19 protein-coding genes are annotated in these 21,474 nt (G+C 55.5%); 12 read left to right on the top strand and 7 right to left on the bottom strand.

The annotated features are described in order from the left end of the window. Positions 1 to 462: 462 nt before the first annotated feature. Positions 463 to 843 (top strand): CaiF/GrlA family transcriptional regulator, encoded by a 381-nt coding sequence (locus M2407_RS24025; protein WP_122076538.1) that lies wholly within the window; start codon positions 463 to 465, stop codon positions 841 to 843. 292 nt (positions 844 to 1,135) lie between these two features. Next, a complete protein-coding gene (locus M2407_RS24030; RefSeq protein WP_201895845.1) occupies positions 1,136 to 1,891 on the top strand; it encodes a LuxR C-terminal-related transcriptional regulator in 756 nt (251 codons plus the stop codon). A 94-nt stretch (positions 1,892 to 1,985) separates the two neighbouring features. Here the strand turns inward: M2407_RS24030 and M2407_RS24035 are convergent, their stop codons facing one another. After that, positions 1,986 to 2,537, bottom strand: coding sequence for a tyrosine-type DNA invertase (locus M2407_RS24035; protein ID WP_259220092.1), 552 nt, complete (start codon positions 2,535 to 2,537; stop codon positions 1,986 to 1,988). A gap of 406 nt (positions 2,538 to 2,943) precedes the next feature. On the opposite strand from M2407_RS24035, the gene M2407_RS24040 reads away from it, so the two are divergent. Beyond that, complete coding sequence (locus tag M2407_RS24040) at positions 2,944 to 3,570, top strand: lysoplasmalogenase (protein WP_020824800.1); 627 nt, start codon at positions 2,944 to 2,946, stop codon at positions 3,568 to 3,570. Between the two features lie 39 nt (positions 3,571 to 3,609). Here M2407_RS24040 and M2407_RS24045 read toward each other — a convergent pair whose 3' ends face one another. Both M2407_RS24045 and M2407_RS24050 read right to left on the bottom strand, forming a co-directional pair. Then, positions 3,610 to 3,987 carry an AprI/Inh family metalloprotease inhibitor gene (locus M2407_RS24045; RefSeq protein ID WP_122076532.1) on the bottom strand — a complete coding sequence of 126 codons (378 nt, stop codon included), beginning with the start codon at positions 3,985 to 3,987 and terminating at the stop codon, positions 3,610 to 3,612. 55 nt (positions 3,988 to 4,042) lie between these two features. Further along, positions 4,043 to 5,506 carry a serralysin family metalloprotease gene (locus tag M2407_RS24050; protein ID WP_020824798.1) on the bottom strand — a complete coding sequence of 488 codons (1,464 nt, stop codon included), beginning with the start codon at positions 5,504 to 5,506 and terminating at the stop codon, positions 4,043 to 4,045. A 671-nt stretch (positions 5,507 to 6,177) separates the two neighbouring features. On the opposite strand from M2407_RS24050, the gene M2407_RS24055 reads away from it, so the two are divergent. The 4 genes from M2407_RS24055 to M2407_RS24070 all read left to right on the top strand — a co-directional run bounded on the left by M2407_RS24055 (position 6,178) and on the right by M2407_RS24070 (position 11,992). Then, entirely contained in the window at positions 6,178 to 8,493 is a 2,316-nt protein-coding gene (locus tag M2407_RS24055; RefSeq protein WP_259220057.1) for a zinc/cadmium/mercury/lead-transporting ATPase, read from the top strand. A gap of 174 nt (positions 8,494 to 8,667) precedes the next feature. Then, on the top strand, positions 8,668 to 9,735 hold the full coding sequence (locus tag M2407_RS24060; protein ID WP_116691456.1) for a hypothetical protein: 1,068 nt from the start codon (positions 8,668 to 8,670) through the stop codon (positions 9,733 to 9,735). Continuing rightward, a complete protein-coding gene (locus M2407_RS24065; RefSeq protein ID WP_259220058.1) occupies positions 9,735 to 10,871 on the top strand; it encodes an outer membrane protein assembly factor in 1,137 nt (378 codons plus the stop codon). Before M2407_RS24060 ends, M2407_RS24065 begins: the two co-directional genes overlap by 1 nt. Then, positions 10,871 to 11,992: a DUF4056 domain-containing protein gene (locus M2407_RS24070; protein ID WP_130016604.1), complete on the top strand. Its 1,122-nt coding sequence runs from the start codon at positions 10,871 to 10,873 to the stop codon at positions 11,990 to 11,992. The genes M2407_RS24065 and M2407_RS24070 overlap by 1 nt, the downstream gene beginning before the upstream one ends. Before the next feature lie 13 nt (positions 11,993 to 12,005). Here the strand turns inward: M2407_RS24070 and tusA are convergent, their stop codons facing one another. Continuing rightward, complete coding sequence (gene tusA, locus M2407_RS24075) at positions 12,006 to 12,257, bottom strand: sulfurtransferase TusA (RefSeq protein WP_020824793.1); 252 nt, start codon at positions 12,255 to 12,257, stop codon at positions 12,006 to 12,008. Between the two features lie 220 nt (positions 12,258 to 12,477). Between tusA and M2407_RS24080 the strand changes: the two genes are divergently transcribed. From M2407_RS24080 to M2407_RS24090, 3 genes are all read left to right on the top strand, one after another. Then, complete coding sequence (locus tag M2407_RS24080) at positions 12,478 to 13,143, top strand: 7-cyano-7-deazaguanine/7-aminomethyl-7-deazaguanine transporter (protein WP_020824792.1); 666 nt, start codon at positions 12,478 to 12,480, stop codon at positions 13,141 to 13,143. A 40-nt stretch (positions 13,144 to 13,183) separates the two neighbouring features. Further along, complete coding sequence (locus tag M2407_RS24085; RefSeq protein WP_259220060.1) at positions 13,184 to 13,618, top strand: GNAT family N-acetyltransferase; 435 nt, start codon at positions 13,184 to 13,186, stop codon at positions 13,616 to 13,618. A gap of 80 nt (positions 13,619 to 13,698) precedes the next feature. Continuing rightward, complete coding sequence (locus M2407_RS24090) at positions 13,699 to 14,262, top strand: DcrB family lipoprotein (RefSeq protein ID WP_048762234.1); 564 nt, start codon at positions 13,699 to 13,701, stop codon at positions 14,260 to 14,262. 46 nt (positions 14,263 to 14,308) lie between these two features. Here the strand turns inward: M2407_RS24090 and glpC are convergent, their stop codons facing one another. From glpC to glpA, 3 genes are read right to left on the bottom strand one after another with little or no spacing between them, the layout of a single operon-like run. Further along, positions 14,309 to 15,508 carry an anaerobic glycerol-3-phosphate dehydrogenase subunit GlpC gene (gene glpC / locus M2407_RS24095; RefSeq protein ID WP_142816121.1) on the bottom strand — a complete coding sequence of 400 codons (1,200 nt, stop codon included), beginning with the start codon at positions 15,506 to 15,508 and terminating at the stop codon, positions 14,309 to 14,311. After that, complete coding sequence (gene glpB, locus M2407_RS24100; protein WP_128864863.1) at positions 15,505 to 16,776, bottom strand: glycerol-3-phosphate dehydrogenase subunit GlpB; 1,272 nt, start codon at positions 16,774 to 16,776, stop codon at positions 15,505 to 15,507. The genes glpC and glpB overlap by 4 nt, the downstream gene beginning before the upstream one ends. Beyond that, entirely contained in the window at positions 16,766 to 18,409 is a 1,644-nt protein-coding gene (glpA, locus tag M2407_RS24105; RefSeq protein WP_020824787.1) for an anaerobic glycerol-3-phosphate dehydrogenase subunit A, read from the bottom strand. Before glpA ends, glpB begins: the two co-directional genes overlap by 11 nt. Before the next feature lie 365 nt (positions 18,410 to 18,774). Between glpA and glpT the strand changes: the two genes are divergently transcribed. Together glpT and glpQ are read left to right on the top strand one after the other, a co-directional pair. Then, positions 18,775 to 20,130: a glycerol-3-phosphate transporter gene (gene glpT, locus M2407_RS24110; protein WP_020824786.1), complete on the top strand. Its 1,356-nt coding sequence runs from the start codon at positions 18,775 to 18,777 to the stop codon at positions 20,128 to 20,130. Between the two features lie 233 nt (positions 20,131 to 20,363). Continuing rightward, positions 20,364 to 21,443: a glycerophosphodiester phosphodiesterase gene (glpQ, locus tag M2407_RS24115; RefSeq protein ID WP_020824785.1), complete on the top strand. Its 1,080-nt coding sequence runs from the start codon at positions 20,364 to 20,366 to the stop codon at positions 21,441 to 21,443. Positions 21,444 to 21,474: the final 31 nt, after the last annotated feature.

Raw genomic sequence — 21,474 nt, forward strand, 5'->3', positions numbered from 1 at the left:
ATTAAACAGCGAAGCAACGTCATTTTGTTTTCAGATACATACACTGACAAATCCGTCAGCACTCCACGAAAACTAAAACATTAGCCCGCGGGGATACCTAAAAACAGATTAATTATCTGAATGTCACAATTTGGTCCAAAATGTCGCATTTTCAGCACGATAAAAAAACCAATGCATCACACTGAAATAAAAGGAGAAAATAAAAAAAATAACTTTAATTGATATACCAAAATGAAATTCTGCATCTCTGCACCAGTTCCCTTTAAAACAGCAAAGGTGGAAATACTGGTGGATACATGCTCGTGAAGAAAATACGCAGTAGTGGCGACAGATTCACTCTTGTTTTTTTCAAGTCACCCAACACGGGTTTCAGCATTAATCGAAAGCACCGGGCACAAGACAATTTATCCATGGCAAAGCCACACCAACAACTATTGATTGTACAAGGAGACAGGGGGTTTTATGAAGCTTCAGCATGACGAGAATATCACCCTGCCGGATACGGTAGCGCACCTGGCCGAACAGCCGTTATGTCGCATTGTGGCCACCTGGGGGTTGCTGCAAAACCACTATCTGAATCGCCAACGCATCATGCAGGCCTTTAACGTACCGCGCCGTAAAGCGGGTTACATTCTGCGCTATATCGTACACAGCCCTTGCATCACCTGCGATCAACACGTTTATACCCATCCGCGATCGCACCGCCAGGAACTGCGGGTCTGGATCCGCACGGTAAGCCAACCTGTGCCATTACGAACAAAGAGTACCAGGGTTCGCAATGAAGACAGGCAAAGCGTCTGGGCACAACTGCTTCAGCGGCCGTGGAGCGAACTGCATCTGTAATAACCGGCCCTTTTCGCTCCCCCTCATTGGAGAGGTTGCCTATAGACAACTTTTTCCCACCGGGGCCAAGCCGTAATGACATGAACAGCGTTGCGTCTAACCGGCCCCGACTTTTTCAAACCAAGGGGGAATGACCCTGTCTTGACCAAAAGAACCTTGTATCACCTGGAGCGGCTTGTCTGGAACCTGATGCTTACCCTCAGTGCACTGCTCTGGTGTCTTTTTGCGCTGCTGCTCTACTGGTTTTTTTAACCCCGGCACAATTTTTTCATTTGATTGCAGGAGAGATGATATGCGTTTGACCGTTAACAATCGTACCGGCTATTTCCCCGCTCCCAAGGAGCTGGACCTGCTTCGTAATATTGCCACGGCGGACAGTCTGCCCAGCATTGTTCTCAAACTGCAGCCCGCCGCCGAAAGCGCCGTGCGGCTAGAGCCCCTGCCCCATACCGGCGGCGTCAACTGGCTACCGCTGCTGTGGCAACTGGTGGTGCTGAAGTCTTGCCGGCATGACCTGGAACTGAGTCTGCAAGCACCGTTTTCCACCCCAGCCTGGCACCGTCTGTTAGGCGTGCTGAACATCTCTCCCGGTCTGGCCACCAAACTGCCACAGAGCCTGCCACTTTTGACGCTAACAGAGAGTCGTGTGTTGCTGACATTGCTTGGCGGCATGCACCCCTGGAAGCTGGCTGCCCGCATGAACCGAGATATCCGCACCATTTCCAGCCATAAAAAACGGGCCATGGACAAAGCCGGTTTGCAACATAACGGCGAACTCTATGCGCTGGGGGCGCTGCTTTACGGCCCACAGCATGCAACCGCGCAGATTGCCTTACCGGCAGCGGAACAGCAAGTGTTGGCCGCCCTGCTGCGCAACGGCAGCGTCACGGCGACCGCGCAGTTGCTGGGGAAAAGCGTCAAAACGGTGAGTGGCCAAAAACACAATCTTATGCGGCGACTTAATGTGCCCCATGAGGTGGCACTGTTTGCCGCCGCCGAACACTACCATGCCGGGCCCAAAAAAAACTGCCTCGTCCACTCTGAATAGGCCTTAAACATTAAATCAATGGCCAATAGGAAAAAAGCCATCGCTTAATTATCACGCTGTGGCCATTTCGCGCGAATTAAGCCCTGGCCGAAAGTTAAAATTCGATTCTTTTGAATCGTTGGGCATTGCTTGCGGTATAGAGTACCGTATGCTGAATATTCCGGTGGCCGAGATAGTCTTGTATCAACCGGGTATCCATACCTTTATTTGCCAGGCTATAACCGCAGGCGTGACGCAACATGTGGGGATGGGCAGGTAATTCGAGACAGGCCGCTTTACCGTAATCGCGGATCAGTCGGTAGATTTGCTGGCGCGATAGCCGGCCGCCCTTGCGCGACAAAAACAACCAGGGCTGGCCGGCATGCGGGCTGTCTTTACGGTCATCCAGCCAGCGTTTAAGCATCAGGGTCTCATCCGGTTGTAATGGGTGCTGAACCGACAGACCATTTTTCAGTCGCGAAATAAAAACCCGCCGCTCGGCGAGTTCTATATTGTCCAGCGTCATACGGCTTAACTCGCTGGCCCGCAAACCGTGAACAAAGCACATGGTGATCATACAGCTGTCCCTGACCGAGTTTAGTCCTCCCTTTATATTTTTTATCATTTTTTTTATTTCTGATTCATTCAGATATTTTCTTATTTTCAATTGCATAACTCCCCAGAAACATCATGTATCAAGCAGGACCGATGGCGGGTTTAAAAAACAGCCAAAAATGCAAATACAGTTACCAAACGTGCTAAATAGTAATGAGACTCTAAGATTAATCCTTAGCTATTATTGTCACGCGCAGCATTAATTACTAATTAATTAGCATTCGCATCGGGCAGTTATTGTTCTTAGAAAATGATTCACGGCGGTCGAGCAGCCATTGTCAGTAAATTTTCCCGAGAAAAACCACGGCTCCCTTTCTTACTCTGCAAATAAGTTACAGTTCATCAGCAAGAAAGCATTGTCGATCGCAGAGGCGCTGCCTACACTGCAAACAGGAAGTGACACTGGTAACAATTTGGAACCGGTTGCTGTGGTTCCCACAATGAATAAGGAAGACATAATGAGTTGGCCGTTCCTTGCCGTATTCTTTTCCGGTTGGCTGTTCGTCGATGCCTCCTACCGTGGGCCTCGCTGGCAGCGCTGGGTGTTTAAGCCCATCACTCTGCTGCTGTTGTTATTGCTGGCCTGGCAAGCGCCGGTGTTGGGGCCTGCAGGGTATTTGATCGTCCTCGGCCTGCTGGCAACCTTAATCGCCGACACCTTGCTGCTGCTGCCGCGCGAACGCGTGCTTTACGCCATCGGTGCCTTTTTCCTGTCGCACTTGCTGTATACCCTGAGCTTCGCCAGTCAGATGACCTTCAGCCTGTTTTGGCCGCTGCCGCTGGCGCTGCTGATTATCGGCGTGCTGTTACTGGCAACAATTTGGACGCGACTGGAAGAAATGCGTTGGCCGATCGCCACTTATGTAGCGATGACGCTGCTGATGGTGTGGCTGGCGGGTGAGCAGTACTTTATGCGCAGCACCGATTTCGGTTTCTCGCTGCTGGCGGGCACTTCACTGCTGCTGCTGGCCAACGTGGTGTGGCTGGTTAACCGCTATCGCTGGACCTTCCGCGCCGCGGATGCGCTGGTGGCCTTCTGCTATTTCTCCGGCCATTTCCTGATCGTACGTTCGCTGTATCTGTAAGGCTGCTCAGGGCGGGTTCGACTGCCGAACCCGCTGTTGTTATACCAGCGCTTTCAGCGTCAGCCCATCATCCGCGCCAAGCTGGTTGCGGTAAATATCGCCATCGCGCGAGAAGAACGCCAGCGTACTGCCATCCGCCCGCAGCAAAGCGATGCCGTCCGGTGCAGGGCGCCAACCGACCACCTCGGCGGTTAACACCTTTTCCAAACAGTGCTGCCGATCAACCAATGAGTAGCCGTTGATTTCACTCTGTTCACCGGCCAAAAACTCAATCTGACATTGTTGTTCGGCATTGGCGACCAGCCATTGCCCCGCCAATGATTGCGCGCTGGGAAGAACCAAACTGCTGGCCATAACTGCCCCCGTAACCATCATGCCGCCTGCCACTAAGGCGGCGTGCGCTAAGCTGCCCTTCATATCGTCTCCTGTATAACGCCCGGCCAACCGGCGCCGGGCGTTAGCACCTGCACTGTTAAACGATAAAGTCAGTGGCGACGTCAACCTGGCCGACGATCTTCACCAGGAAGTCCGGGGCCTGATGGCCGCCGATATTCAGGGCCAGATCGCTGACGTTATTCGACGCATTGTAAGACAGCAAGGCTTCGCCCGCAGCGCCACTGAAATGATCGACGAAGTGGATCTGATCGCCACCCTGCGCGCCCTGATTGAAGAATGACAGGTCGATTTTATCGATGCCTTTCTGGAAATCCTTGATCCAGTCGGAGGCACCCGGCGCAGAATCGCTGACCGCAGAGAAGACAAAGGTGTCTTTGCCCGCACCGCCCCACAGCTCATCAGCCCCACCACCGCCGAACAGCACGTCGTTGCCCGCGCCACCTTTCAACACGTTGTTGGCCGCATTGCCGACGATCACGTCATTGCCTGAACCGCCAATCGCGTTCTCGATGGTCACACCTGCGGCAATGGACACGTTGCCTTTCAGCCCACCCACGTCGGAGAAAGATTTCTCGTTCAGATTAATACGCTGGTTAGCGGTGTAACCGGAGAAATCGAAGGTGTCATTACCACCCGCATCCCAGGCCGCAAAGATCACTTTTTGCGAATTGCTGGTGGTACTGAGGAAGTCACGGCCGGTATTTGAGTTGAAGCCATACACGGTATCGCCGGTACGGGTGGTCTGGTTGGCACCATACAGATGCTGAATAGCGGAAATGTCATCCAGCAGTGGCGCCGCAGCGTAGTGCCCGCCGTTGTCGCCACCGGTGTTGGTTTCGCTCCAGTAACTCATCAGGCTGAACTCACGAGTATCTTCGGCGTAGCTGGCGTCTCTGTAGGTCGGGTTGCCTTCACCGGCGTTGTAATCGCCCGGATGGCTCAAGCCCAACGCATGGCCAATTTCGTGGGTAAAGGTCTGGCGGCCGTAGTCTTCGCTGGCCGGATGTTTCACGTTGGACTGGTTGACGTTGTACCAGGTCTGCCCGCCCAGGTTTTGGCCCTGATAAATGGTGTTCGGCAGGAAGGCGTAAGCCTGGGTATCGTAGTCATAATGGCCGGGACGATCCTGGCTGTAGTTACCGAAGGTGATATTGGCCTTCTGGCCGGCACCAACTTCGGTAAAGGTGATATTGGCCACGTCAGACCAGGACTGCAGCGACAGCTTAGCCTGCTGCTGCTGTTCCGCGCTGAATTTGCTCAGTCCGGTATCGCCGGCGACGTTGGTGGAAGAGAATTTATAATCCGGGAAAGAGAACGTTAATTTAACCGGTTGGCCAAAAACTTTATAACCGTTCCAGGTTTGGTTCTCGCGGGTAATAAACAGCCCGGCTTGCTCGGTAGAAAATGAGTCCTTGCCATTAACCTGAATCCCGTTGCCTCGCTCATGATAATGCAGCAAATCATCTACTGCATTGTAAGCGGAGCTCGCAGCCGCAAGGCTGGATTCAGTAATTTCAATTGCCTTTTTAGTAGATTGCATTGGTTCGATTCCACTCATTAGCTGATTGTTTTCAATCAGACAGATAGACATAACCTGCCAGGAAGCCACGGAGAACGAACCGTACGCTTACGGGAAGGAGTTTATGCGCCGTTGCCGGCAGTGTGTTAGAGAGAATTAATGCATATATATCAGCAAATAAGATTACCACCATAAATGGTAATCGATTCCAATTATAGGCAGCGGTATAAAACTGCACATAAAATAATCAGCCATTTATTATCGTTTCGAAGGCGATTTATGCTGGTTTTTTACGTTCTTTACAATATTAATGAAACTTAAATGCCATGAGTTGGTAACAAACTCCAACAAAAATGCGGCCTGCAGAGCCAAGCGAATCGTGCTGGGATTTAGACGGCTAAAAGTTAAATTTTGCTAAAGCGTTATAGATTAATAACTCTTTATTATTAGCCGCCGGTACTTTTTAGTTCCCGCAGGAATAACATTTTCTTTTTTTGACTAATCACCTCGTGCCTTCCGGGTCCTTCACGCTCGTCGCCCCCTGATAAACGACAGGGGAAAAAAGAAATACCCCAATTCTCCCTCCGGTGCGCCATTAGCAATAATTCTCATCCGTCGCTTGACTCTGGAGTGGACTCCAGGGTGTAGAGTTGGTTTCAAGAAGCTCATTAACTGCCCTGAGGGGGGACGTTATGCATAACCATGAAAATCACAATCATCAGGAACATAACCATGCCGAAGGTGGCTGCGGGTGCAATCACAGCCACAGCAAAACTCAGCACGGTTGCAGCAGTGAAAAACAAAACGCTGTCAACCCTGGCGAACACTCTCATGCTCACGATCATGGCGCCAGCTGTTGCAGCGCTGACGATCATGGGGATCCGGACGAGGAAAGTGACAGGCTCGCTGCCGCCCCTCTCTCCGGCAGCGAGCGCTACAGTTGGAAAGTCACGGGTATGGACTGCCCCAGCTGCGCTAAAAAGATTGAAAATGCCGTTACTGCCATCCCGGGTGTCGTAAATGCACGGGTGTTATTCGCCACCGAAAAGCTGGTGGTAGACGGCCAGTCGAACCTTAGTCTGCGCATCCAGGACGCAGTGCAACAAGCCGGGTTTACCCTGCTCGGCACCCAGGCAAACCAAGCCGAGCCGCCTAAACCTTCACGCCTGGGGGAATTCGGCCCGTTGCTGCTGCTCACCGCGCTGATGATCGTCAGTTGGGCACTCAGCCTGGTCAACCCTGAGCTGAGCCGCATCGCCTTTATCGCCACCACGCTGGTGGGGTTGGCACCGGTCGCCACCAAGGCGATACGTCTGATCCGCTCCGGCACGCCGTTTGCCATCGAAACGCTGATGAGCGTGGCAGCCATCGGCGCGCTGTTTATCGGCGCTACCGCCGAAGCGGCCATGGTGCTGTTGCTGTTTATGGTCGGCGAAATGCTCGAATCCTACGCCGCCAACCGCGCCCGTCGTGGCGTGAAAGCGTTGATGGAGCTGGTTCCTGAAGATGCCCTGCTGCTGCAGGGTACCGAGCGTAAACGCGTGCCGGTCTCCAGCTTGCGTCCCGGCGATGTGATTGAAATTGCCCCCGGCGGTCGCCTTCCGGCCGATGCCGAACTGCTCAACCCGTTCGCCAGCTTCGACGAAAGCGCCCTGACCGGCGAGTCGGTCCCGGTCGAGCGTCAGCAAGGTCAGAAGGTGGCGGCGGGCAGTTTGTCGGTCGATCAGGCCGCGCAGATGAAGGTGATTTCCGAGCCGGGCAAAAACGCCATCGACCGTATCCTGCAGCTGATTGAAGAAGCCGAAGAGCGCCGTGCGCCGATCGAGCGTTTCCTTGACCGTTTCAGCCGTTACTACACCCCGGCCATTATGCTGCTGGCTATCGCGGTAATTCTGGTGCCACCGTTGATGTATGCTCAACCCTGGGATGTCTGGATTTATCGCGGCCTGACCCTGTTGCTGATCGGCTGTCCTTGTGCACTGGTGATCTCCACTCCGGCAGCCATTACCTCCGGACTGGCGGCGGCAACCCGTCGCGGCGCGTTAATTAAAGGTGGCGCGGCGCTGGAACAGCTCGGCCAGGTGCAAACCATCGCCTTCGATAAAACCGGTACCCTGACGGAAGGCAAACCGACGGTGACGGATGTGCTGCCGCTTAGCGTCATCAGCGAACAGTCACTGTTGATCCTTGCCGCAGCGGTAGAAGCCGGCTCCCATCACCCGTTGGCGCAGGCCATTATCAATCGCGCCGAACAATATGGTGCTCCTTTGCCGCCGGCACAGAACCGTCGTGCGTTGGCCGGCGTCGGTGTGGAAGGCATTGTCGACGGTAAAACCGTGCTGATCAGTACACCGGCCAAACTGGCTGCAGGCTTGCTCAATCAGCAAGGTGCTAACCAGGTGGAACGGTTGGAAAATGCCGGTAAAACGGCGGTTGTGGTACTGGAAGATGGCGTGCCGATCGGCCTGCTGGCCCTGCGCGATACGCTGCGCAGCGATGCCAAGCAGGCGATTGCCGAACTGAATGCGTTGGGGATCAACGGCGTAATGTTAACCGGCGACAACCCTCGAGCGGCCGCAGCGATTGCCGCCGAGCTGGGGCTGGACTACCGTGCCGGTTTGCTGCCGGAAGATAAAGTGAGGGCGGTAACCGAGCTGAGCGAGCTGCGGCCAACGGCGATGATCGGCGACGGCATCAACGATGCGCCGGCAATGAAAGCCTCCAGCATCGGTATCGCCATGGGCAGTGGCACCGACGTGGCGCTGGAAACCGCCGACGCGGCGTTGACGCACAATCGGCTGCTGGGCGTGGCGGAGATGATCCGCATCTCACGCGCTACACACGCCAATATCCGCCAGAACATCACCATTGCGTTGGGGCTGAAAGGGATATTCCTGATCACCACCCTGATGGGCCTGACCGGGCTGTGGCTGGCGGTGCTGGCGGACTCTGGCGCTACCGCGCTGGTCACCGCCAACGCCCTACGCTTGCTGAAGAAACGTCAGTAATAAGAACCAAATATCAGGATGCCAGCAATGGCATCCTGATTCACTTAGCCGAAAAATAACACCGGCAAGTCGCACGTAATAACCATAAAACCAGCATGCCTTTCTATATTCTTCCGCCACCTATTCCTGAAACCCGATAAGCCTACTTAACTTATCAGAGTCATGGCCGAATGAATGAAACCGCTATATTTTAAAATCCTGAACCTGATCGTCGTCCCTTTTATCCCTACACTGGCTCTGGCGCAGCAGCCTGATTCTGCCGCCACAGAGCAACTCATTGATAGCGCCGATCGCCCCCTTTTCACCACCCCTAACGCCTTACCCGCAGCCCAGCATAACGATGCGCCCAAGGCAAAACCCCAGCCTGAGCATCGCCTGTTGCCGATTTGGGGGGATGAAGCACGCGCCCGTGGTTATGATCTGCCGGAACCCTTCGGGATCGGCATCAACTACATGAACATGCGGCAAAATATCGATGTCGACAGTATCCAATTTTCCGGCCTCAGCCTGGGTAAAACTCCCTTGCCATCCAATTTGTTCAACATCGACGTGGGCAAAACTCGCGAGAAAAGCAAAACGGAAACCATGCGTCTGGACACCTGGGTACTGCCATTCCTCAATGTTTACGGCATCATCGGCCATACCAAAGGTAGCTCGCTGTCCCAGGTTTCCGTAGACGCCGATCCCAGTCAACAAAAAGGCTTCCTGAACAAGGTTATCGCGGGTCAGGTGCACCGCATGAATCAAAGTGGGCAACTCCGCGATCTGGATTTTAAGCTCGATTTTAAAGGCACCACTTACGGCGCCGGTTTCACGCTGGTTGGGGGATATGAGAACTGGTTCACCTCGGTCGATACCAACTACACCCGCACCAATTTCGATATCCTTGATGGTCAGATTTCCGCACTGACGGTGTCGCCTCGGGTAGGTTACCGCTTCCTGGTGCCCGGTATCAGTGGCCAAACCCATCTCAACCTGTGGGTCGGCACCATGTATCAGGACGTCCAGCAGAGGTTCAAAGGCAGCCTGAGTGATTTAAAAATGCCAACCGAACTTCAGAGCCTGATGATGATGGCCAATCAGCAGGGTGAAGGCCGTTTTGACGTGAAACAGCACCTGCAATCGCCGTGGAACGTACTGATTGGCACGCAATACGAGATCACCAGACACTTTAACCTGTTGACCGAATTTGGCTTTAGCGAACGTAACAGCTTTATGGTCTCCGGTGAATATCGCTTCTGATGGCAATATCGATCCGCAGTTTGCCGCTGGTATTGTTGGTTCTGCTACCCGGAGCTCACGCCACTTTGTTGTCACGCCAGCAAATAGATGAAATGTTGGCCCCTTTGGGGTCTAACAACCAATTCGACAGCAGCAAAACCATCGATTGGGGGGTGTTGCCCGGCCCGTTCTATACGCCAGAACTCGGTCTTGGCATCGGTACCGCCGTCGTGGGGATATACCGCCCGGACAGCCAGGATAAAGTCAGCCAAAACTCGACGCTGGCGTTAAAGGGCTTTTTCAGCACCACCGGTGCCTTCGGCGTCGGTTTCCAAAACCACAGTTTTTTCGCTGACGACCAATGGCGTTTTTTTGCCGACGGCTCGTTGAATAATATGCCCACCTATTTCTGGGGCACCGGTTACCAGGCTGGGCATAACAACGGCAACAAAGAAAAGTACACGCAGCAGGCATTCCAGATAGCCCCGCAGCTGCTGTATCGCATTGCCAATGCCACCTACGCGGGGGTTGGCTGGGATTTTTCCTCGACGCACGCCAGCAAAACTGATGAGGATGACAGCAGCCTGTTAAGGGCCCAAAAAGCCGGCGTTTCATCGCTAAGTTCAGGAGTCAGCGGTTCGCTGAGTTACGATACGCGCGACTTCGTTTCTAATGCCAGCCGTGGCCAGTATCTTCGCCTGAGCGACACCTATTTTGCGCCAGAATTGGGCGGCGACAGCCGTTTCAATGCTGTAGAAGGCCAGTACAATGCCTACCACAGCTTGAGTGCGAAAAGCGTGCTGGCGTTAGACGCTTACAGCCGCCTGACGACGGGCGAGGTGCCCTGGGACAGGCTGTCCGGCCTGGGTGACGACAAACGCATGCGCGGCTATTATCAAGGCCGCTATCGCGACAGAAATGTGTTCAGCAGCCAGATCGAGTATCGTCGCAAGCTGAACTGGCGCCACGGTTACGTTCTTTGGGCCGGTGCGGGAACGCTAAGTAGCAAGGCCGGCGATTTGGGCCAGGGGCCCTGGTTACCCACGCTGGGAGCGGGTTACCGTTTTGAATTCAAACCGAAAATGAACGTGCGGCTCGATTTTGGCATCGGACGTGGCAGCAGTGGATTTTACTTTCAGGTTGGGGAAGCTTTTTAATGCGCTCTGTTGTACTGCTGGTTTTGTTGTCGTTTACTTCCGCGCTATCTGCCAAACCCGTGGAAACGTTGGTGACCTCGCAACCCATCAACGAAAGCCGTATCGCCTGGCCGGTGGCTGCGCCGCTGTCCCCGCCGGATGGTTTGCGCCCCTGCTGTGCCTTTGGCTACAACCTCAAAGCGCAAGTTTGGGGTATCCCAGTCCCCTTTTATCAGTTGGGTAACCTGGTGGATGCCGACCGGCTTGGCCGTCACCACTATAACGACAGCGCTTTCAATGCCGTTAGCAACTTGGTGGGACTTGGCAGCGAGCAATTGGGGGTGATGTACACCCGCCGCGGGGGATTTATCGATATCGCTCACGTACGCGACACCGCCGACAATACCCTTTTCCTGTTCAGCCAACTGCTACCCCGATTGGGCCAGCAATGGAATATCGATCTTAGCCCCGAGTTGGCAATACGCCGTATCCAGCTGAACGCCTTTACCCCACCTCAGGATGCTGCGCAGCGCTATACGCTCGCGGCGTATTTGGCAGGAGAACTCGCCTTTCAAATGGCGGCGTGGCATGAAGTGGCACAGTGGTATGGCTACCAGTCGGTACCGGGGTTTTCGGAGGAGGTCTCGGCTTTTTCACCGGAAGATTTGTATTCCAACCTGCTGGGATCACGGCTGGCGATCGATGCTATCTTGCAGGGGCAGGCGGTTTCCCTAACGGCCTACAACCAGGCCATGGAGAATTTGCTCCCCCAGGCCCTGCACCAGCTTGGCGCCGTCTCCATCAGGGCAACTCAGCGGCAGTTTGACGGGATTGACGGCGACTGGTGGGACAGCCATCGCCGGGTACCGGAGAAGTTTCTGGTCTTAAAACGGGATTACACGACCGGCAGCAATCGCCTGCCGGCTCTGCCGCCGTTCGAAAACACCGCCCCACAACGCCTGATGTTACCGCTGCAGGTTCAGGGGTTCTGGCTGGCAAAGCTGGGTGAACTGCAACTCTGGCCGACGGATGCGATGCATTCTCTGCCGGTGCCGCCCCACTATTACCGCCCGCAGGATTTCAGGGGGCTGGCAATGCATGCTCGCGCATCGGACGCACAGCAAATACTGCAAAAACGCTAGGCAAAATCGGCGATTAGCGCTCAACACCTTTGCGCAATAAATAGCGGTAAGGCGTTTTTTCAGTTTCCTGCGCCACCAGCGTGTGCTCCATAAAACGGCAAAAACCCGGAATATCGCGGGTGGTGGCCGGATCGTCAGCAATAATCAGCAGGGTTTCACCGTTATCCATATGGCGCACGGTTTTACGCACCATCATTACCGGTTCCGGACAGCGCAGCCCCAGCGCATCAAGCGTCTGGTCGGCCTGGGCAAACAAGTCAGTCATGCAATTTTTCTCGGTCAAAAGCGATCGGCGTACGCTCGCCGCATCTCATTAGCGCCTAGTTTACGCCGGTAGTTTTTCTGCGCAAGATGCGTTAACGTTTGCGTTAAATTTAACCATTGCATTGGTTGCGCAAACGCGTATCATGCGGCCGCGCAGCTTATTTCGCTGCACAGACAAGACATTCTGGGTTCCCTCACCCCACTGCTAAAAAGGCTACAACATGTATTCGTTTACCGCTCGACAGCGCCTTACCGCGTTGGTCTGGCTATCGCTGTTCCATATTGTCATCATTACCTCCAGTAACTACCTGGTGCAGTTGCCGATGTCCATTTTCGGTTTCCATACCACCTGGGGTGCGTTTACCTTCCCATTTATCTTTCTGGCAACCGACCTGACGGTGCGTATTTTTGGCGCCCCGCTGGCGAGACGCATCATTCTTTCGGTGATGGTGCCGGCCCTGTTTATCTCGTACGTCATCTCCACCGTCACCTATCAGGGGGAATGGCAGGGGTTTGCCGCACTGGGTAGCTTTAACCTGTTTGTCGCACGTATCGCCGTCGCCAGCTTTATGGCTTACGTGCTCGGTCAGATCCTCGACGTACACGTTTTCAACCGGTTACGCCAGCGCAGCGCCTGGTGGGTGGCCCCTGCCGCGGCCATGTTCCTCGGCAATATCAGCGACACGCTGTCGTTCTTCTTTATTGCATTCTACAAGAGCAGCGACGCCTTTATGGCCAACAACTGGGTCGAGATTGCACTGGTCGATTACAGCTTCAAAGTGCTGATCTGCATGCTGTTCTTCCTGCCAATGTACGGCGTGCTGCTGAATATGCTGCTCAAACGCATTGCCGCTCGCCAGGGCGACAGCAGCCTGCAACCGAGCTGACCCGTGTTATCATTGGCGGCCTACCCATCCGGAGGCCGCCATGACCGTCACCACCCGCCACGCCACCCTCGAAGAAATTCATCGTCTGTATCAGCAAATCCCCGAATTCGGCAATCTGCACAACCTCAACGATCTGCAACAGCGCATCGGCTCACTCCCGATGGCCGCACTGATCGCCGAAGTCGACGGCCAGGCTACCGGTTTCAAGCTCGGTTATCAGCAACAAGACAGGGTGTTTTACAGCTGGTTGGGTGCCGTATTGCCGGCTTATCGCCGTCATGGTGTGGCAATGGCGCTATTGGCCGAGCAGGAAAACTGGGCACGGGCACAGGGTTATCACCAGTTGAGGGTGAAAACCCGTAATCAGTTCCGTGCGATGCTGATGATGCTTATCAACAATCACTATCAGATTGTTCAACTGGAAAAGAAAGGCGAAGTGGCTGATTATCGGCTATTACTTGAGAAAACCTTGTGACAACATCTGCCTTGCATTTCACCCTGGAATAGGTTGCGATACGGCAGTGAAACCCTACCTGAAAGGAAGAAGGAAGCCCAATGCGTAAAGTAGCAAAATTGATGGGTATCAGCCTGTTAGTGCTTGGCCTCGCGGCCTGCGACGGCGAAACCAAAGACACCAAAGCGCCGGCGGGCGATGCCGCAGCCAGCGCACCGGCCGGGCAACAGGTAAGCTTGCTGGAGGGTAAGCTGGCGTTCACCCTGCCGGTCGGTATGGCGGACCAAAGCGGCAAGCTGGGTAATCAGGCGAACAACATGCACGTTTACGCCGACAGTACCGGCCAACGCGCAGTGATCGTGATCCTCGGCGACAAAACCGCCGACAGTCTGGAAACCCTGAGCAAGCGTCTGGAAGATACCCAGCGCGCGCGTGATGCGAACCTGCAGGTGGTCACCAACAAAGCCATCGACGTAAACGGCGTGCCGCTGCGTCAGTTGGACAGCATCATTACCAGCGGCGGCGAGAAGGCCTACTCCTCCATCCTGATTGGCACGCTGGATAACAACATGCTGACCATTCAGGTGACGCTGCCGGCGGATAACCAGCAGCAGGCGCAAAGTGAAGCCGAAGGCATCATCAAAACGCTGAAACTGAACAAGTAAACTTTTACTGACTCAGCCTATAGGGCGCAGTTCACCCTGCTGCGCCCTACGCCAGGGCCTGTGCCAACAGGGTAATCGGGTGTTCGCAGCGCTTGCTGGTCGACATCTCGATTTGCCATTTACAGGTTTCGCAGTCCGTCACCACCAAATCGACCCCACTCTCCTCAATCTGGCTAAACAGCGATGCGCCAATCCCTTGCGAAGTCGCATAGTTCTCGGATTTAAATCCGTAGGTGCCGGCAATGCCGCAACACTGCGAATCCAATACCACCAGCTCCAGCCCCGGTATCTGCCGCAATAATTCCAGCGTATAGGCCGTCCAGCCCATTTTCTCCATGTGACACGGCGTATGGTAGGCCACCCGCAACGGCGTGCGCTTCAGCGGCAGGCTGCGCCCCTGATTGAGCAGGCGGTACAGATAGCGCGTCGCCAGCTCCACCCGTTCACGCACCGCCGAGGTATCCACCTCCAGCAAATGCGGGTATTCGTCACGCAGCGTAAAAGTACAGCTCGATGATGTGGCCACAACAGGGATGCCGCGCTCCAACACCGCCTCATGCAGCGATTCGGCATTCACCTTGGCCTGTTTCTTGGCCTGGGCGATAAAGCCGTTGGCAATCAGCGGCACACCGCAGCATTTTTCGCGCTTAAGCAGCTGCACGCCGATATCCATCGCATTGAAGACTTTGATCAGATCCTTACCCAGCTGTGGATGGTTGTAATTGACGAAGCAGCCGTGGAAAAAAGCCACCTGCTCGGCGTAACGCTGTTGGGCCTGCGCTTGCTGGCGGTACCAGCGGCGGAAGGTGCCGAACGAGTATTTGGGCAGTTCGCGACGGTGATCAATTTTCAACGCCTTGTCCAGCAGAACGCGCACCGGCTTTAACCCGGTGGCAGCGTTGACGATCGGCGCAAACGGCGTCGACAGTGAGCCCATGATATCGGTATGACTGAGGATGGCGTCGCGCAGCGTCGGCTTGCTCTGGGCAAAGTCGGCACGCGCCCGCTGAATGATATCGCCAATTTTGACGTCGGACGGGCAGGCCACCTCACAGCGTTTGCAGTTGGTGCAATACTTCAGCGCTTCGTCGTACAGCGCCGGATCTTTTAACCGTAGGCGTTCGCCGTCCGGCCCCGCCTGCTTGGGCCCGGGATAAAGCGGATTGACCTTGGCCACCGGGCAATAGGTGGTGCAGACGGTGCACTTGATGCAGTTCTCAAAACTGTTGTCTTTGTGCAGGCTCATGGTTGCTCCTCCTGTGCCGCAATCTGTTGCGCGACATGCAATGCTCCCACCAACGAAACACCTGCACCGCAGCCCTGCTGCAGCGGATCGTAGCCGCCGGTTACCGCCCCTATGGCATACAGGTTACTCAAAGGCTCTCCCTGCCTTAGGGCACGCAGCTGGTTATCGGTGCGTACCCCAAACTGCAAATAGGGTTGCGGAGCAAACAGCTCGCGACAACTCCAGTCTGCACGCTCCGCCTTACTGTCGACATCCAGTCCAAATACCGGTTCACGTATGCCGTCGAAGTCCGCCACCAGCCCATTACTGAAAAAACTGCCGCTGGCCAGCACCACCTGCTGCGCCACCAACGGAATGTCGGTGTGGTTACGGGTATAAACACCGGTGACTCGCCCGGCTTCAATATCCGCCCGCAGCACGCTGTCCCCCGGCATAAAAACGCCGCCCAATTGCTGTAATCGCGAGCGCAGTGCCTGGTGCAACCGCATCCCGAGCACTGAAGGCGGCAGCGTCGGCAGCAGGCGAATCGGTTTGCCGACCGCCGCCTGCAGCGCCGCCAATGGTGCGTCATCCTCCAGCCCCAGACAGGCCGGCAAGAATATCGCCTCGGCGTCCGCAGCCAACCGCCGAAGCTCGTCCGCCATTGGCGTCAGGTTTTCCGGCAGATCCAGTACCCTGGCGATATTTACCGCTCGGAACTCACTGGGGTTATTGCGCAGCCGGTCCAGCGCCGGCAAGTGCATATCCGCCACCTCAGCCCGAACGTCCAGGGCCTGCGTCAGGGAACTGGCGGCCAACTGTGGCTGAAAATCCAAAAATCCTTCAATGCCGATCACCGCAATGTGCCGCCACGGCAGTTCACCGCCTAACGGCGTAACGGGGATAGCCTGCGGGCTGAGCCAGGTGGCCCGGCGCGTGCCCAGCGGCGTGATGCGCAGATGATTGCGTTCGCTGTCACCCTGCAGAGCAAGCCCACAGCGCTGCAATAGTGAAGCGGCTTCACCCGACAGCGCCGCCACCCGCTCGGCACCGATCAACGCATAGGGATGCCGGGGTGCCTGTGTTGCCAGTGCGGACAGCGCCGCCAATGGCTCTGTCACCGGGGTGCCGTCGGGCAGTTGCGCCAGCAGATCAAGCGAGCCGGATGAAAAATAGAGTGCACTCTGGCCAGAACTGACCACCGCACAGCGCTTGCCCTGTTCCGCCAGGCGGATGGCGCAGGCCATACCCGCCAGGCCACCGCCAATCACCACTACGTCAAATCGCATCATCGGCCTCCTGTTCCCCCCGGGCATCGAGCCCGCACAATCCCTGGTAAACCCAACTGGTAAATTCACTTTCGCGCAGCGCATCGCCCCAGGCGATAGGCCGGACGCCTTTCCAACGCTCGTTGAGGAAATGCGATAGCTGGTCGATCGACTGCTGCGGGGTGGTGACGTTAAAGCGTGTCAGCAGCCCCGCGGCACGGCAGGCGCAAAGCTCCCCCTGGCAGGTGCCCATGCCAACGCGGGTACGACGACGCAAATCGACCAGGTTATTGACGGTGAGAGAGTTAACCGCATAACGCACCTCGCCGGCGGTCACCGCTTCGCATTCGCACACCAGGCTGTTGTCCAACCGATCCCCCGCCGGTACGCGGTTTGCACGGTCGCCGTGGCGATAAACCGCCGAGCCACGAATACTGGCAGGCAAAGACACCACGCTACGCACCGTTTCTTCCGCCGACTGACGAGAACCCGGCAACGCCTCCTGTGCGGTAGTGCAGGGGCTGTCTACCCGAAGCTTTTCGCACACTTTATCGGTCGCCCACTGCGCCATCAGCCGGTAGGTCATCAGCTTGCCGCCGGTGATGGTGATAAAGCCTTCCAGACCGTCGCGGCTGGCATGATCGAGCAGCACGATGCCACGGCTGACGTTGCGACCGCTAGGGTCGTCGTCACTGGCTACCAAAGGCCGAACGCCGGCATAAGCACGCAGAATTCGGGTTTGCGCCAATTCAGGTGCCAGCAGCGCGCCCTCGCGGATTAAAATGTCCACTTCCTGCGGGGTCACCAGCATGTTGTCGATCTGGTCATAGTCAATGTGGGTCGAGGTGGTACCAATCAGCGAGATGGTGTCGCCCGGCACCAGAATGTCGGCGTCCGCCGGCTTGCGGCAGCGGTTGATCACCATGTTGTTGATGCGATGACCCAGGATCAGCAGAGCGCCCTTGGCCGGGAACATGCGAATTCGCAGATCGGCATATTCTGCAATCTGCTGACCCCAGATACCGGCGGCGTTGACCACCACTTCGGCGTGAATATCGTAACGGCGCGACGATTGATGGTCGAAAACACGCACTCCGGTAACGCGATCGCCCGTGCGTAATAAACCGACCACCTGGTGATAAGTGAGGATCTGCGCGCCATGCTCACGGGCATCGAGCATATTGGCGGCGGTCAAACGGAAAGGATCGACAGTGCCGTCCGGCACGCGCACGGCACCGATGAGCGCCGGATTAGCCGCCGGCTCCAGCCGCAACGCCAACTGCGGATCAATAGCTTCAGCGTTGATACCGGCGCTGTGGCAGGAGACAATAAACTGCTGTTGGTAAGCCAGCGAATCCTGCGGCAGGGTGATAAACAGCCCGTCGGTTCGCTCGATACAGTGATGCGCAATGCGTTTGAGGATACGGTTCTCTTCTATGCATTCGCGCGCCGATTCGCCGTCGGTTACCGCATAACGCGCACCGCTGTGCAGCAGACCGTGGTTGCGCCCGGTCGCGCCGGTGGCGATATCATGACGCTCCAGCAGTATGCAACGCAGTCCGCGGCGTGCGCAGTCACGAGCAATGCCCGCGCCGGTCGCGCCGCCGCCAATGATGATCACATCCGTTTCGTTTTCTGCTGAATGGCTGCTCATGACGCTCCCTCTGGATCCGTGGTTATTGCCCTATTGGGCCACAGTCATTGGGGTCTTTGTTTGATAAGGAACAATAACGAACTTAAAACGAAAGTAAAATGTCCACAAAAAACCACGAATGTGATCACAATCACGATTTTTAGGCGTTTTTCTATTTCATAACGTTAACGAATCGCTCAAAATCCGCCGGTGTTTCATAAAAGTGTAACATTTGCGCCATTCATCACAGCGACACCAGGCGGTTTTGACTAGGATGACGCTCGTTATGGAACAAAAAAACACCACATTCGATATCCGCTCAATCATCAAATGAACGTAAAAGATCATATTGATGTGATAACTAGATAAAGCCATCGGAGGCGCTCATGTTGAGTATTTTTAAGCCGGCAGCACACATTTCACGTGTGCCGGTCGACAAAGTCGACCCGCTGTACCGTAAATTGCGCTGGCAAATATTTATGGGGATTTTCTTCGGTTATGCCGCCTACTACCTGGTGCGCAAGAACTTCACCCTGGCCATGCCTTACCTGATTGACCAGGGCTTCAGCCGCGGTGACCTCGGTTTCGCGCTGTCCGGTATTTCCATCGCCTACGGTTTCTCCAAATTTATCATGGGGTCGGTTTCTGACCGCTCCAACCCTCGCGTGTTCCTGCCCGCCGGCCTGATTTTGGCTGCTGCGGTCATGCTGTTCATGGGCTTCGTTCCATGGGCGACATCGAGCATCGCGGTCATGTTCGTGCTGCTGTTCCTGTGCGGTTGGTTCCAGGGCATGGGCTGGCCGCCTTGTGGCCGTACCATGGTGCACTGGTGGTCGCAGAAAGAGCGTGGCGGTATCGTTTCGGTCTGGAACTGCGCCCATAACGTGGGTGGCGGCCTGCCACCGCTGCTGTTCTTGCTGGGTATGGCCTGGTTCAACGACTGGCACGCGGCGCTGTACATGCCGGCCTTCGGTGCCATTCTGGTAGCCCTGATCGCCTTTGCCCTGATGCGCGACACCCCGCAATCCTGCGGCCTGCCGCCGATTGAAGAATACAAAAACGATTATCCGGACGACTACACCGACAAAGCGGAAGAAGAGCTGACGGCCAAGCAGATCTTCATGCAGTACATCCTGCCGAACAAACTGCTGTGGTACATCGCCGTAGCCAACGTGTTCGTTTATCTGCTGCGTTACGGCATTCTGGACTGGTCACCGACCTACCTGAAAGAAGTGAAACACTTCGCGCTGGACAAGTCTTCATGGGCTTACTTCCTGTACGAGTATGCAGGTATTCCGGGCACCCTGCTGTGCGGCTGGATGTCGGACAAGGTGTTCAAGGGTAACCGCGGCGCTACCGGCGTGTTCTTCATGACGCTGGTGACCATTGCCACCGTCGTTTACTGGCTGAACCCGGTCGGTAATCCTGGCATCGATATGGCCTGTATGATCACCATCGGCTTCCTGATTTACGGCCCGGTCATGCTGATCGGCCTGCACGCACTGGAACTGGCACCGAAGAAAGCCGCCGGCACCGCCGCAGGCTTCACCGGTCTGTTCGGTTACCTGGGCGGCTCTGTTGCAGCCAGCGCCATCGTCGGCTACACCGTTGACTACTTCGGTTGGGACGGCGGCTTTATGGTGATGATTGGCGGTAGCATCGGCGCGGTAGTGTTGCTGTTGCTGACCATGATGAGCGAGAAAAAACACCACGCGGAAATCGCTGCCAACAAACGCGGTTAAGCGTCATACAACTTTCGCATTATTTAAAGGCCGCCTTGCGGCCTTTATCTGATGACAAACACCCGAAAAATGGGATTTTCGGGCGTTTGGAGTAGCTCATAAGACATAATCCTTTGTTTTTATTAGTCCCCAGATCATAACGTTTAACTGCAAAAGACTTTGTCAGCAGTCTTAGGCCGGTTAATCACCGGCCTTTTTACTACCCCTGCACCTACAACATGGAGAACAACAATATGCGGACTCAAGTCAAAGCCCTGCTGGCAGGGATTATCCTGGCCACCTCAATGGTCAGCGCCGCACAAGCCGCCGACAAGGTGGTAATCGCCCACCGTGGCGCCAGCGGTTATCTGCCGGAACACACGCTGCCGGCGAAGGCCATGGCCTACGCGCAGGGCGCGGATTTCCTCGAACAAGATCTGGTGATGACCAAGGACAACGAGCTGGTGGTGTTGCATGACCACTACCTCGATCGCGTCACCGACGTAGCAGAGCGTTTCCCGGACCGCGCGCGCAAAGACGGCCGTTATTACGCCATCGACTTTACGCTGCCTGAAATCAAGTCGCTGAAGTTCACCGAAGGTTTTGAGATCGAAAATGGCAAGAAGGTACAGGGTTACCCGGGTCGTTTCCCGATGGGTAAATCCGACTTCCGCGTCCATACCTTCCAGGAAGAGATCGAATTTGTGCAGGGTTTGAATCATTCAACCGGCAAAAACATCGGTATTTACCCGGAAATCAAAGCGCCGTGGTTCCATAAGCAGGAAGGGAAAGACATTTCCAGCAAGGTGCTGGCGGTTCTGAAACAGTACGGCTACACCGGCAAGGGCGATAACGTTTATCTGCAATGCTTCGATGCCAACGAGCTGAAGCGGATTAAAACCGAGCTGGAACCGAAAATGGGCATGGATCTGAAGCTGATCCAATTGATCGCCTATAACAAGTGGCAGGAAACCTACGAGCAGAAAGCCGACGGCAAATGGGTGGAATACGACTATGACTGGATGTTCAAACCGGGCGCGATGAAGCAAATCGCCCAGTATGCCGACGGCATCGGACCGGACTACCACATGTTGGTGGTGGCGGAAAAATCCAAACCGGGCAAGGTGGTGCTGACCGACATGGTGAAAGAAGCGCATGCCAACAAGTTGGCGGTGCACCCATTCACCATCCGCGCCGATGCGCTGCCAGACTACGTGACCGACGTGAATCAGCTGTATGACGTGATTTACAACCAGGCGGGCGTGGACGGCGTGTTCACCGACTTCCCTGACAAGGGCGTGCAATTCCTGCAAAAGCAGGGCCAGCACAAGTAATACCAATCAGGGCGCCGCAAGGCGCCCTGTT

Origin of the sequence: Serratia sp. BIGb0234 (genome assembly GCF_024809915.1) — a bacterium.
In the GTDB taxonomy this organism is placed as follows: Bacteria; Pseudomonadota; Gammaproteobacteria; order Enterobacterales; family Enterobacteriaceae; genus Serratia; species Serratia liquefaciens.

Coding starts and splice junctions, on each gene's coding strand:
- glpA (WP_020824787.1), bottom strand. CDS start 18,409: ATGAGCAGCCATTCAGCAGAAAACGAAACGGATGTGATCATCATTGGC.
- M2407_RS24060 (WP_116691456.1), top strand. CDS start 8,668: ATGAAACCGCTATATTTTAAAATCCTGAACCTGATCGTCGTCCCTTTT.
- glpQ (WP_020824785.1), top strand. CDS start 20,364: ATGCGGACTCAAGTCAAAGCCCTGCTGGCAGGGATTATCCTGGCCACC.
- M2407_RS24070 (WP_130016604.1), top strand. CDS start 10,871: ATGCGCTCTGTTGTACTGCTGGTTTTGTTGTCGTTTACTTCCGCGCTA.
- M2407_RS24090 (WP_048762234.1), top strand. CDS start 13,699: ATGCGTAAAGTAGCAAAATTGATGGGTATCAGCCTGTTAGTGCTTGGC.
- M2407_RS24045 (WP_122076532.1), bottom strand. CDS start 3,987: ATGAAGGGCAGCTTAGCGCACGCCGCCTTAGTGGCAGGCGGCATGATG.
- M2407_RS24055 (WP_259220057.1), top strand. CDS start 6,178: ATGCATAACCATGAAAATCACAATCATCAGGAACATAACCATGCCGAA.
- M2407_RS24085 (WP_259220060.1), top strand. CDS start 13,184: ATGACCGTCACCACCCGCCACGCCACCCTCGAAGAAATTCATCGTCTG.
- M2407_RS24050 (WP_020824798.1), bottom strand. CDS start 5,506: ATGCAATCTACTAAAAAGGCAATTGAAATTACTGAATCCAGCCTTGCG.
- M2407_RS24065 (WP_259220058.1), top strand. CDS start 9,735: ATGGCAATATCGATCCGCAGTTTGCCGCTGGTATTGTTGGTTCTGCTA.
- glpT (WP_020824786.1), top strand. CDS start 18,775: ATGTTGAGTATTTTTAAGCCGGCAGCACACATTTCACGTGTGCCGGTC.
- M2407_RS24025 (WP_122076538.1), top strand. CDS start 463: ATGAAGCTTCAGCATGACGAGAATATCACCCTGCCGGATACGGTAGCG.
- glpB (WP_128864863.1), bottom strand. CDS start 16,776: ATGCGATTTGACGTAGTGGTGATTGGCGGTGGCCTGGCGGGTATGGCC.
- M2407_RS24080 (WP_020824792.1), top strand. CDS start 12,478: ATGTATTCGTTTACCGCTCGACAGCGCCTTACCGCGTTGGTCTGGCTA.
- glpC (WP_142816121.1), bottom strand. CDS start 15,508: ATGAGCCTGCACAAAGACAACAGTTTTGAGAACTGCATCAAGTGCACC.
- M2407_RS24040 (WP_020824800.1), top strand. CDS start 2,944: ATGAGTTGGCCGTTCCTTGCCGTATTCTTTTCCGGTTGGCTGTTCGTC.
- tusA (WP_020824793.1), bottom strand. CDS start 12,257: ATGACTGACTTGTTTGCCCAGGCCGACCAGACGCTTGATGCGCTGGGG.
- M2407_RS24030 (WP_201895845.1), top strand. CDS start 1,136: ATGCGTTTGACCGTTAACAATCGTACCGGCTATTTCCCCGCTCCCAAG.